This is a genomic window from Paenibacillus amylolyticus (assembly GCF_050990605.1).
GTDB classification, from domain to species: domain Bacteria; phylum Bacillota; class Bacilli; order Paenibacillales; family Paenibacillaceae; genus Paenibacillus; species Paenibacillus amylolyticus_H.
Map to the genome: position 1 here is coordinate 547956 of NZ_CP158832.1, position 12190 is coordinate 560145.

At 47.3% G+C, this 12190-nt stretch carries 8 protein-coding genes and 3 rRNA genes; 10 read left to right on the forward strand and 1 reads right to left on the reverse strand.

What is annotated here, in order from left to right:
• Nucleotides 1-398: 398 nt before the first annotated feature.
• The 4 genes from ABTV53_RS02565 (at nucleotide 399) to ABTV53_RS02580 (ending at nucleotide 5998) form a co-directional block, all read left to right on the forward strand.
• Nucleotides 399-1951 (forward strand): 16S ribosomal RNA (locus tag ABTV53_RS02565).
• A 308-nt stretch (nucleotides 1952-2259) separates the two neighbouring features.
• Nucleotides 2260-5187: ribosomal RNA gene (locus tag ABTV53_RS02570) — 23S ribosomal RNA — on the forward strand.
• A gap of 79 nt (nucleotides 5188-5266) precedes the next feature.
• Nucleotides 5267-5383 (forward strand): 5S ribosomal RNA (gene rrf / locus ABTV53_RS02575).
• The 16S, 23S and 5S rRNA genes sit together here, the layout of an rRNA operon.
• 261 nt (nucleotides 5384-5644) lie before the next feature.
• A complete protein-coding gene (locus tag ABTV53_RS02580) occupies nucleotides 5645-5998 on the forward strand; it encodes a FlxA-like family protein (RefSeq protein ID WP_433750269.1) in 354 nt (117 codons plus the stop codon).
• Between the two features lie 153 nt (nucleotides 5999-6151).
• Here the strand turns inward: ABTV53_RS02580 and ABTV53_RS02585 are convergent, their stop codons facing one another.
• Nucleotides 6152-7507 carry an MATE family efflux transporter gene (locus ABTV53_RS02585; RefSeq protein WP_433750271.1) on the reverse strand — a complete coding sequence of 452 codons (1356 nt, stop codon included), beginning with the start codon at nucleotides 7505-7507 and terminating at the stop codon, nucleotides 6152-6154.
• Between the two features lie 163 nt (nucleotides 7508-7670).
• On the opposite strand from ABTV53_RS02585, the gene ABTV53_RS02590 reads away from it, so the two are divergent.
• The 6 genes from ABTV53_RS02590 to ABTV53_RS02615 all read left to right on the forward strand — a co-directional run bounded on the left by ABTV53_RS02590 (nucleotide 7671) and on the right by ABTV53_RS02615 (nucleotide 12170).
• Complete coding sequence (locus ABTV53_RS02590) at nucleotides 7671-8405, forward strand: class I SAM-dependent methyltransferase (RefSeq protein ID WP_433750274.1); 735 nt, start codon at nucleotides 7671-7673, stop codon at nucleotides 8403-8405.
• A 177-nt stretch (nucleotides 8406-8582) separates the two neighbouring features.
• Nucleotides 8583-9161, forward strand: a complete 579-nt coding sequence (locus tag ABTV53_RS02595) for an RNA polymerase sigma factor (RefSeq protein ID WP_433750277.1) — start codon at nucleotides 8583-8585, stop codon at nucleotides 9159-9161.
• The gene (locus ABTV53_RS02600) at nucleotides 9158-10435 is read left to right on the forward strand and encodes a hypothetical protein (protein WP_433750280.1); all 1278 of its coding nucleotides are present in this window, start codon (nucleotides 9158-9160) and stop codon (nucleotides 10433-10435) included. The genes ABTV53_RS02595 and ABTV53_RS02600 overlap by 4 nt, the downstream gene beginning before the upstream one ends.
• 71 nt (nucleotides 10436-10506) lie before the next feature.
• Nucleotides 10507-10677, forward strand: coding sequence for a hypothetical protein (locus tag ABTV53_RS02605; RefSeq protein ID WP_421885471.1), 171 nt, complete (start codon nucleotides 10507-10509; stop codon nucleotides 10675-10677).
• Between the two features lie 202 nt (nucleotides 10678-10879).
• Nucleotides 10880-11557: an NAD(P)H-dependent oxidoreductase gene (locus ABTV53_RS02610; RefSeq protein WP_433750284.1), complete on the forward strand. Its 678-nt coding sequence runs from the start codon at nucleotides 10880-10882 to the stop codon at nucleotides 11555-11557.
• Between the two features lie 190 nt (nucleotides 11558-11747).
• Nucleotides 11748-12170: a MarR family winged helix-turn-helix transcriptional regulator gene (locus ABTV53_RS02615; RefSeq protein ID WP_433750287.1), complete on the forward strand. Its 423-nt coding sequence runs from the start codon at nucleotides 11748-11750 to the stop codon at nucleotides 12168-12170.
• Nucleotides 12171-12190: the final 20 nt, after the last annotated feature.

Sequence of the window (12190 nt, forward strand, 5' to 3'; positions counted from 1 at the left end):
TGTAGATTCATTGTCCTTATATGGTTAAATTGCAGAATTAATATTTTTAGAAATTAACTCTTTACAAGTACGTGTGCTGCATGGTATATTCTATTTCCGGCCCAAAAAACACGAGAAACACGGTGCGGCAAGCGAATAAAATAAGCTTAAAAAAGAAACTTAAAAAAAGAGCTTGCAAAGTTGGTTCGGACATGATATTATATAAGAGTTGCTGAAGAGAACGACATTCGGTAACGAAACAAGTTTGATCTTTGAAAACTGAACAACGAGTGAGTAAACATTCTGCTTGCAGAATGAACGCGAAAGTTCGAAACAAGCCTTGGCTTGAATCGGCTGGAGCACAAATGAGATATTAATCTCGTCAGATTCAAAATGAGCTTATCGCTCTTTTCAATACTTTATTGGAGAGTTTGATCCTGGCTCAGGACGAACGCTGGCGGCATGCCTAATACATGCAAGTCGAGCGGAGTTGATAGGAAGCTTGCTTTCTTGATACTTAGCGGCGGACGGGTGAGTAACACGTAGGCAACCTGCCCTCAAGTTTGGGACAACTACCGGAAACGGTAGCTAATACCGAATAGTTGTTTTCTTCGCCTGAAGGAAACTGGAAAGACGGAGCAATCTGTCACTTGGGGATGGGCCTGCGGCGCATTAGCTAGTTGGTGGGGTAACGGCTCACCAAGGCGACGATGCGTAGCCGACCTGAGAGGGTGATCGGCCACACTGGGACTGAGACACGGCCCAGACTCCTACGGGAGGCAGCAGTAGGGAATCTTCCGCAATGGGCGAAAGCCTGACGGAGCAATGCCGCGTGAGTGATGAAGGTTTTCGGATCGTAAAGCTCTGTTGCCAGGGAAGAACGCTTGGGAGAGTAACTGCTCTCAAGGTGACGGTACCTGAGAAGAAAGCCCCGGCTAACTACGTGCCAGCAGCCGCGGTAATACGTAGGGGGCAAGCGTTGTCCGGAATTATTGGGCGTAAAGCGCGCGCAGGCGGTCATTTAAGTCTGGTGTTTAATCCCGGGGCTCAACCCCGGATCGCACTGGAAACTGGGTGACTTGAGTGCAGAAGAGGAGAGTGGAATTCCACGTGTAGCGGTGAAATGCGTAGATATGTGGAGGAACACCAGTGGCGAAGGCGACTCTCTGGGCTGTAACTGACGCTGAGGCGCGAAAGCGTGGGGAGCAAACAGGATTAGATACCCTGGTAGTCCACGCCGTAAACGATGAGTGCTAGGTGTTAGGGGTTTCGATACCCTTGGTGCCGAAGTTAACACATTAAGCACTCCGCCTGGGGAGTACGGTCGCAAGACTGAAACTCAAAGGAATTGACGGGGACCCGCACAAGCAGTGGAGTATGTGGTTTAATTCGAAGCAACGCGAAGAACCTTACCAGGTCTTGACATCCCTCTGACCGATACAGAGATGTATCTTTCCTTCGGGACAGAGGAGACAGGTGGTGCATGGTTGTCGTCAGCTCGTGTCGTGAGATGTTGGGTTAAGTCCCGCAACGAGCGCAACCCTTATATTTAGTTGCCAGCACTTCGGGTGGGCACTCTAGATAGACTGCCGGTGACAAACCGGAGGAAGGTGGGGATGACGTCAAATCATCATGCCCCTTATGACCTGGGCTACACACGTACTACAATGGCCGGTACAACGGGCTGCGAAATCGCGAGATGGAGCCAATCCCAACAAAGCCGGTCTCAGTTCGGATTGCAGGCTGCAACTCGCCTGCATGAAGTCGGAATTGCTAGTAATCGCGGATCAGCATGCCGCGGTGAATACGTTCCCGGGTCTTGTACACACCGCCCGTCACACCACGAGAGTTTATAACACCCGAAGTCGGTGGGGTAACCGCAAGGAGCCAGCCGCCGAAGGTGGGATAGATGATTGGGGTGAAGTCGTAACAAGGTAGCCGTATCGGAAGGTGCGGCTGGATCACCTCCTTTCTATGGAGAATCGTTTCCCGAGTGGAAACATTCAAATATGCAGCTTAGCTGCAAAACACTCACTCGTTGCTCAGTTTTGAGAGCTCAAACTCTCAAAAGCTTGCTTTTGCATGGAGCTTGTTCTTTGAAAACTAGATATCGAAACGAAACAAACGCGAATTAGAACATTCCTTTTTAGCTGAACTTGTGCAAACAAGTTTCAATAAAAACGGTAGTTAAATTGCTTTTGCGATGGTATTGAATGGGAGCAACTTTTGGCTTTGCGCAAGCAAAACAAGGGAAGCGAGCAGTCAAAACCGGAGCAATATGGTTAAGCTACTAAGAGCACACGGAGGATGCCTAGGCGCTAGGAGCCGATGAAGGACGTGGCGAACAACGAAACTGCCTCGGGGAGCTGTAAGCAAGCTTTGATCCGGGGGTGTCCGAATGGGGAAACCCAGCTGGGGTAATTTCCAGTTACACCTAACTGAATACATAGGTTAGTGTGAGGCATACCAGGGGAACTGAAACATCTAAGTACCCTGAGGAAGAGAAAACAATAGTGATTCCGTCAGTAGCGGCGAGCGAACGCGGAGAAGCCCAAACCAGAGAGCTTGCTCTCTGGGGTTGTGGGACGTCTCACATGGAGTTACAAAGGAACCGGTTAAGCGAAGAGGTCTGGAAAGGCCCGCCAAAGAAGGTAAAAGCCCTGTAGTTGAAAGTCTGTTCCCTCCGAGACGGATCCCGAGTAGTGCGGGGCACGTGAAACCCCGTATGAATCCGGCAGGACCATCTGCCAAGGCTAAATACTTCCTAGCGACCGATAGTGAAGCAGTACCGTGAGGGAAAGGTGAAAAGCACCCCGGAAGGGGAGTGAAATAGAACCTGAAACCGTGTGCTTACAAAAAGTCAGAGCCCGTTTTAGGGGTGATGGCGTGCCTTTTGTAGAATGAACCGGCGAGTTACGTTCCCGTGCAAGGTTAAGGTGAAGAGCCGGAGCCGCAGCGAAAGCGAGTCTGAATAGGGCGAATGAGTACGTGGACGTAGACCCGAAACCGGGTGATCTACCCCTGTCCAGGGTGAAGGTGCGGTAACACGCACTGGAGGCCCGAACCCACGCATGTTGAAAAATGCGGGGATGAGGTGGGGGTAGCGGAGAAATTCCAATCGAACTCGGAGATAGCTGGTTCTCCCCGAAATAGCTTTAGGGCTAGCCTCGGAAAACAGAGTCGTGGAGGTAGAGCACTGATTGGGTGCGGGGCCCGCAAGGGTTACCAAGCTCAGTCAAACTCCGAATGCCATAGACTTACTTCCGGGAGTCAGACAGTGAGTGCTAAGATCCATTGTCAAAAGGGAAACAGCCCAGACCATCAGCTAAGGTCCCCAAGTGTGTGTTAAGTGGGAAAGGATGTGGAGTTGCACAGACAACCAGGATGTTGGCTTAGAAGCAGCCACCATTGAAAGAGTGCGTAATAGCTCACTGGTCGAGTGACTCTGCGCCGAAAATGTAACGGGGCTAAACACACCACCGAAGCTATGGCTTGATGCTTTGCATCAGGGGTAGGGGAGCGTTGTATAAGGGTTGAAGGTGTACCGTAAGGAGCGCTGGACATTATACAAGTGAGAATGCCGGTATGAGTAACGAAAAGATCAGTGAGAATCTGATCCGCCGAAAGCCTAAGGGTTCCTGAGGAAGGCTCGTCCGCTCAGGGTAAGTCGGGACCTAAGGCGAGGCCGAAAGGCGTAGTCGAAGGACAACAGGTCGAAATTCCTGTACCACCGTAAGCCGTTATGAGCAATGGGGGGACGCAGTAGGGTAGTGACGCGGACTGATGGATGTCCGTCTAAGCAGTGAGGCTGATGTGTAGGCAAATCCGCACATCGTAAGGCTGAGCTGTGATGGGGAGCGAAAATTATAGTAGCGAAGGTCATGATCTCACACTGCCAAGAAAAGCCTCTAGCCAGGTGAAGGTGCCCGTACCGCAAACCGACACAGGTAGGCGAGAAGAGTATTCTAAGGCGCGCGGAAGAACTCTCGTTAAGGAACTCGGCAAAATGACCCCGTAACTTCGGGAGAAGGGGTGCCCCGGTAGTGTGAATAGCACGAGGGGGCCGCAGTGAAAAGGCCCAAGCGACTGTTTAGCAAAAACACAGGTCTGTGCGAAGCCGTAAGGCGAAGTATACGGGCTGACGCCTGCCCGGTGCTGGAAGGTTAAGGGGAGTGGTTAGGGAGCAATCCCGAAGCTGTGAACCGAAGCCCCAGTAAACGGCGGCCGTAACTATAACGGTCCTAAGGTAGCGAAATTCCTTGTCAGGTAAATTCTGACCCGCACGAATGGCGTAACGACTTGGGCGCTGTCTCAACGAGAGATCCGGTGAAATTTTAATACCTGTGAAGATGCAGGTTACCCGCGACAAGACGGAAAGACCCCATGGAGCTTTACTGCAGCTTGATATTGAATTTGGGTACGATCTGTACAGGATAGGTGGGAGCCTTTGAAGCGTGAGCGCCAGCTTGCGTGGAGGCAACGTTGGGATACCACCCTGATCGTATCTAGGTTCTAACCTGGTACCGTAATCCGGTGCGGGGACAGTGTCAGGTGGGCAGTTTGACTGGGGCGGTCGCCTCCTAAAGAGTAACGGAGGCGCCCAAAGGTTCCCTCAGAATGGTTGGAAATCATTCGAAGAGTGCAAAGGCATAAGGGAGCTTGACTGCGAGACCTACAAGTCGAGCAGGGACGAAAGTCGGGCTTAGTGATCCGGTGGTACCGCATGGAAGGGCCATCGCTCAACGGATAAAAGCTACCCTGGGGATAACAGGCTTATCTCCCCCAAGAGTCCACATCGACGGGGAGGTTTGGCACCTCGATGTCGGCTCATCGCATCCTGGGGCTGAAGTAGGTCCCAAGGGTTGGGCTGTTCGCCCATTAAAGCGGTACGCGAGCTGGGTTCAGAACGTCGTGAGACAGTTCGGTCCCTATCTGTCGTGGGCGTAGGAAATTTGAGAGGAGCTGTCCTTAGTACGAGAGGACCGGGATGGACGTACCGCTGGTGTACCAGTTGTTCCGCCAGGAGCACCGCTGGGTAGCTATGTACGGACGGGATAAACGCTGAAAGCATCTAAGCGTGAAGCCCCCCTCAAGATGAGATTTCCCAGTATGTAAGACCCCTTGAAGACGACGAGGTAGATAGGCTGGGGGTGGAAGTGCAGCAATGCATGGAGCTGACCAGTACTAATCGGTCGAGGGCTTATCCAATTGCAAGTTTAATTCGCACACTTTCGTTTCGAATCTAGTTTTCAGAGAACGATCTCTGAAATGTAAGCTAAGCTATGCGTTTGGTGGCGATGGCGGAGGGGTTCCACACGTACCCATCCCGAACACGACCGTTAAGCCCTCTAGCGCCGATGGTACTTGGACCGCAGGGTCCTGGGAGAGTAGGACGCCGCCAAGCAATAAGGAAGACACACTTGATGATATCGAGTGTGTCTTTTTGTGTTACCATTTTACACCGGGAAACAACTAACTTACAGATCAGAGTGCACCAAGATCTTCACTTGTATGATTAGACTGACGATGGATTAATACTGCTACATATATTTTCACCTGTTTGAAATCCAGTATTGGCTTCGTTCAGCAACCTTTCAGTTGAATTTAACGTACGATTCAGTGGGGTAGGGTATAGTGAAGCCATGTAAAGAGGAGGAGAACCATAATGAATATATCTTCTGCAGCCAGCTCCACAACATCATACATATCCACATCTTCGAGTTCGGACAATTCAAGTAGCTTGGAGAAACAAAAGACGAAACTTGAAGCTCAACTGGAGAAAGTGCAATCTAGCAAGGGCGATGAGCAAACCAAGGAGACAAAGACTAAACAGCTTGAACAGCAGATCAAGCAGATTGAGTCACAGATTGCACAGCAAAGCTCCCAAGGTGCCAGTACAACCGTTGCTAAGGAGGCACCACCTGCCCAACCTCCATCCAATGGAAAGGGCGTAGTTACCCCTAAGGAAATTGCGAATGCAACAACAGATAGCAATGGTCGATTTGATATACGCATCTAATTACTCTAATGTAGGATAAATACAAGCCCTGACGATCTATATTGATCGTGCAGGGCTTGTTTTTTTGTCTGTTAGATTATTTATGAGGTCTACCTGGATGCTACCTTCGTATCATTTATCTGTTATCTGATACCGCTATAACATCTGTTAATGTTATTCAGCCTGTAACGCGTTTATTCGATCCGTAAGGGATCGTTTGCTATAGTACACCGCTATGGTTGCGAGAACCAGCATTTCGGACAGCGGTACGGCAAGCCACACACCCGTGACACCAAAGAAGGAAGGCAGGATTGCAATCAACGCAATCATAATGATCATCTCACGCGCAGCGGTAATCCAGATGGCCATTTTGGCATTACCTACAGATTGGAAATAGGTACTCATGACAAAGTTAACACCCATGAACACATAGGCAAATGTAAATATGCGTAGTCCGTATACGGCATTATCTGTTACGCTGCTACTGAAGTTTCCAAAGATTTGAACGAAATAAGGTGCACCGATTTGAACAATTAGTAATAAAAGTAGACCGCATGCCAGAGCTGTTTTGGTGGCTAAACGTAACGTTTGTTGTACCCGTTGAAACCTTTTCGCACCGTGATAATAGCTAACCAGAGGTTGGGCAGCAGACGCCAGGCCCAGGAACGCTAATAGTACAACACCATGGATATAGTTCAACACGGTAAAGGATGCTACGCCATCTGTACCCGCTATGCGGTCCATCGAGATGTTATGGGAGACAGAGAAGACTGACATGCCAAGTTCAGCCAGAAAGCTGGGGAAGCCAATGAGCAGCAGGGAGGCCAGCAGTTTGTTATTCCATTTGAACCGGGTGAACGTGAGATTATTTGTTTTTTTGAAAAAGTGAGTGAACAGGACAAGCAGTGCAAGAGATGCCGATACGATTGTACCGATGGCTACACCGTGGACCCCCCACTCGAGTACATACAATGTTACATAGTTAATAATGATATTGGCTACAGCAAAGGTAATCTGAGCGTACATGGATGTGTTGGGATTCCCATCGTTTCGTACAAAAATAGAGAGTGCATTCTCAATGGTGAAGACGAACCCAAACAACAACATGATATTCATGTAGTCTGAAGCAAACGGGAAGGTCTCAGCGTTAGCACCTAGGGAGTATACCAGCTTTTCTTTGAACGTATATGCAGTATATCCAATGGCTATCGTAACAAGTGTAATGAGCATAACGGATTTGGTGAAAATTTGTTTGGCTGATGTGATATCTTTTCTACCCATCGCGTTGGAGTACAAGGTTGCCCCGCCCATACCAATCCACAGCGACATGGCAACAAAAAGCGTGTAGACAGGAGAAGCAATGCCGATTCCGGCCATCGGGGTAGAGCCGAGTTTGTGCCCAACCATAATGCCGTCGATAATAAAATTAAAAGCAACTACCAGCATCCCCAATACGGAAGGCATAAGGTAACTTATAAAAGCTTTACCTACAGATTGTCCTTCCAGTGGATGCGTCCATTTCGTATTCATATTGACCTCCGTTAGTAAACTGAATGTTCATTCTGCATTAAATAATACTGAACGTTCGTTCTGTATGATAACACGGCTTGAATTCTCTTGGCAACTTTTGCGTTTAAATATCGTTTATGTGGTAAAGTAGGGTGGATATTTATTAGGCTGGAGGAATCGCTTCATGAAACAAAATAAATACGATGAAGTTGAGTTTTTTGATAGCTATAGTAAGATGGCCCGTTCTATTCAAGGACTGGAGGCAGCTGGGGAATGGCATGAACTGCAGACCCTTTTGCCTGATTTGAAAGACAAACGTGTGCTGGATTTGGGATGTGGTTTTGGTTGGCACTGTCGGTATGCGCGCGAGCAACAAGCCAGTTCAGTAATCGGAGTAGATCTGTCTGAAAATATGCTCCAGCGCGCTCGTGAAATGACGGATGACCCACAGATCCAGTACGAGAAGCTGGCGATTGAAGATATTGAATTTGCAGCTGGACAATTTGATGTTGTGATCAGTTCACTTGCCTTGCATTATATTGAACGTTTAGACACGCTGTACGCTAAGATCAACGATTGTCTTGTTGAAGGGGGCACATTTGTACTATCCTCCGAACATCCCATCTTCACCGCTCGCGCTGCGCAGGATTGGCATTACGGACCTGAAGGTGAGATCTTGCACTGGCCCGTGGATGATTACCACGATGAAGGGAAGCGTGTGGCAAACTTTCTGAATCAGGATGTGGTTAAATATCATCGTACACTGGCAACACATATGAATGAACTCATTAAGGCCGGGTTTGCCATTCAAAAGGTAGCTGAATCCAAGCCATCACCAGAAATGATTGAACAGGTTCCTGGCATGCGAGACGAGAATCGAAGACCCATGTTTCTAATGATTAAAGCCATCAAAGTATGATATAGAAAGTGCCTTGTTAGACGAGATGTCTAATGAGGAAAATGCTTAAAGCGAACAGCGTGTTCAGCGAGGTTGAACACGCTGTTTTTTTATTTTGCTACAATAACAAGAAATAATGTCCAAAACAGGGAACCAAACCACAGTGGATTTAGTCATATTAAGTGAGGTGAACAACAGTTGGACTATCAATTTCTGGCACAGGCTCAGACCATAGACAATTACACACTTAGCAGCATGATGGATGACTACGGAAATGATGTGTGGAATTACGCTTATTTTCTGACCAAAAGTGCCGAACAGGCAGATGAATTGTCACAGGAGGTATTTATTCGAGTATACTCGGGGATCGCCCAATATCGCGGTGAGTGCTCACTGAAAACATGGCTGTTGACGATTACTAGAAACACCACGTTTACATATCGAAAATCCAGATTCTTTCGTAGCAGTCTGTGGGGAGAGACACTTTCTATGGAGACAGAGCGGGAGCATTCAGGACAACGAGTAATGATCCAAGAGAAAACTTCACATCCTTCGGCCGAGATGGAAGTGATACGTAAGGAGCATGTCCATGAAATTTGGGATATTGTTCTAGCGTTGCCGAGGAAATTCCGGGAGATTCTTTTGCTCAACCTAAAGTATGAGCTCACGACAAGTGAGATTGCAGAGATGTTAAAAATTAGCTCAGGCACAGTGAAATCCAGACTTTCCCGAGGGAAAGATAAGGTACGGAAACAATGGGAGGAGCGAAGCCAATGACACACAAGGATGAGCAATGGGAAAAGGAGATCCGGAAGGGACCGTTTGCATCGTCTCTTTTTACAGATGATCACAAGCGGAATGTGCTTCAACTGGTGGAGTGGATGAAGAAGTCGGAAGAACGAAGCAAGGGAGATAGGTCAGAGGACAGTTCCAGATCATCCAGGCCGTTTAGATCACAAGTAGGCAACGCTTCACATAAACGTCGCACTAGAAGAGGGCCTCTTGTTGCAGGCATGGGTGCGTTGGTTATTGCTGCGGGATTGTTCCTAGGGATCTGGGATGATGGACAGCTGGTTAAGCCGGTGATTGAGCAGGTCTATCCGACAACAGCGTTACAGTTATCCGATAATCTGAGCACGGATCTGTTAACCGACAAAATGAAAAGAAATGTTGCCACGACGATGCGAGACGATCTGGGTAAACAGCTGAGGATTACAAAAGTGGAAGACTTGCCTGTGTCCGGCAGAATATATGTAGAGGCTGGAAAAAAAAGTGAGAAGGAGTACGCGCAGATATGGCTTGATGCGGCAACAGGCAATCTGCGAGAAGTGGAGATGAGAGGTGAGATGCAGCCCAGTGAGTTGGAGCACCGCTATCTGCGCCAGGTTCCATCGCTTTTGCAAAGTATAGGCAGTACTCCAACACTTAAACCTTTATCCGTTCAACGTTATGTGAGTATGAAGCAAGGCGAATTGGAGCCGATATCGTATACTACATTAGCGTTAGAGAATGAGACTGGTTATGGGGAGATTGTATGGCAGCAGGACCAAGCCGTATCCATCTCAGGCGAGTTAAGTGTTGATCAGGTATCTGTGACTGCTCTGGCGGATGCCAAGAAAGCGGTTGAAGCATTGTCGGGAAAAACCACACTTGATCTGGTAAGTGTGCATCGAACCAAGGATGATGAACTTGGGAAAGACACGGTATCTCTTAGTTTTGAGAATAACTATTTTGTGCAGATGACCGAAGGAAAAGAGGGCTTGGGTTACACGGTTGGGGATGCTAATCACTATGAGCAAGACTTTGCAGACTGGGAGGAAATAGAGGCTTATTATCAGAAATTATATAATATAGATGAATCTCTTCTTAGAGGAAAAGTGGAACCGATCATTAAACAAATATTTAAAATGGATCTTCAAGCATACAAACTTCACCGTAATCCTGATCATCCAGGCATGGTCACATTTGAACTGGAGTCGAGCAAGGATGTTTTTCAGGTTGAATACAGGGAAGATGGACGGATCAAGATGATCACCAGAGGCGAGTTATAGGGCTTGATCTTATATGTTACAATTTATTTCATACGATGGAATGAGCATAAGGAGATAAGGATGAAATATTGTTGAGTTCATGTCTGGCGGGGGTAGCCTGCCGTTACAATGGAACAGCAAGCCAGGATGAGAAAATTCAGGAGCTTGTGGAGAAGCTGTCACCTCAGCATTGCTGCGACAAGAAGGATATACCGTCATTTCCTAAAATGAATGGGTGGAGCAATTATAAACTTCATGTGTGAGAATATGCCGTCTAGGAGAAGATTTATGTCCTGCAGCGGCTATTTTCCTTGTTAGGATACAATACTTACTTTTAGAAACTGAGAAACAATAATGTGCGTACTTTTCATTTTCGGATATAGATTCTAAACTAATACTTAAGCAAATCAAAAACTGGATACTGACGATTCAACATAAAAATATATAAAAAGGACGTGGAGCTTCATGGAAGTCACAGCAAAGTCAAAGACTAAAGAAGACATCATAAAGGCTTATCATTTCCGGCATGCAACGAAGATCTTTGATGATACCCGCAAAATCTCGGATGAGGATTTCCAATTTATATTGGAAACAGGCAGATTATCTCCAAGTTCCATTGGACTTGAACCGTGGAAGTTTCTGATTGTACAAAATCCGAACTTGCGTAAGCGTCTGTCCGAAGTCTCTTCTGGTGCTCAAAAGCAATTGGCTACAGCAAGTCATTTTGTTGTTATTTTGGCCCGGTCAGATGCCAGTTATAATTCTCCCTATGCAGAGTACATGCTGAAGGAAACCAAAGGAATGCCGGATGACGTATTTAAGTTAACAAGTGAGGCTTATGGAAAGTTCCAAAATAACCAGAAAATTTTGGATAACCCACGATCATTATTTGACTGGGCATCTAAACAGACTTATATTGCACTCGGCAACATGATGACGGCGGCAGCTCAGATCGAGATTGATTCTTGTCCAATCGAAGGTTTCAGCCGTGAGGACGTCCACCGTATTATGGAAGAAGAGGGCTTGCTGGAAAATGGCGCATGGGGCGTCTCTATGATGGCAGCCTTCGGTTATCGGGTAGAGGAGCCCCAGCGTGAGAAGTCCCGACAATCCGTTGAGAAAATCACGCAATGGATTAACTGAATTCAGCAAGAATTCAACATGAATCCAAAAATGATAATCTAAGATCTACATTATAAAACCCAGGATCAGTAAAACTAAGCAGGATCGAAACAGCCCGATATTTTCCACAGGTACAAGGATGGAAAGGGCTGTTTTGCTGTGTATAAAAAAGGTACTTGAAAATACATAGATATCTATGTATAATGAGGTCATGCCAAAATACAACGCAATTGCACTGATTGCAAGAATCAGAGACCATGTTAACAAGCGGATTGTTCACGAATTGGAACAGCATGAAGTGACAGGCATTGTACCTTCTCACGGGGATGTATTGATGTTTTTGTACCGGGAAGAGACGCTGTCGATCAAGATGTTGGCTGAACGTATTCAACGAACGCAACCCACGGTAACGGTACTGGTCAACAAGCTGGAAAAGCTTGGATATGTTGAACGTAGCAAGAGTGCCGAAGATAGCCGGGTGACGATGATTCGCCTAACCGAACAGGGAAAGCGACTCGAACCGATCTTCCATCAGGTGTCAGAGCAGATTAATGACATCATCTATAGTGACCTGTCGGATGAACAGGCGGAGCAATTGGAGAGCTTGCTGTCCATTATTGTCCGAAAGTTATAATGAATGAACTCTTCTGTCTG

Excerpts from the sequence above, each read along its gene's own strand:
- ABTV53_RS02580 (WP_433750269.1), top strand. The coding sequence starts at position 5,645 with ATGAATATATCTTCTGCAGCCAGCTCCACAACATCATACATATCCACA.
- ABTV53_RS02585 (WP_433750271.1), bottom strand. The coding sequence starts at position 7,507 with ATGAATACGAAATGGACGCATCCACTGGAAGGACAATCTGTAGGTAAA.
- ABTV53_RS02590 (WP_433750274.1), top strand. The coding sequence starts at position 7,671 with ATGAAACAAAATAAATACGATGAAGTTGAGTTTTTTGATAGCTATAGT.
- ABTV53_RS02600 (WP_433750280.1), top strand. The coding sequence starts at position 9,158 with ATGACACACAAGGATGAGCAATGGGAAAAGGAGATCCGGAAGGGACCG.
- ABTV53_RS02610 (WP_433750284.1), top strand. The coding sequence starts at position 10,880 with ATGGAAGTCACAGCAAAGTCAAAGACTAAAGAAGACATCATAAAGGCT.
- ABTV53_RS02615 (WP_433750287.1), top strand. The coding sequence starts at position 11,748 with ATGCCAAAATACAACGCAATTGCACTGATTGCAAGAATCAGAGACCAT.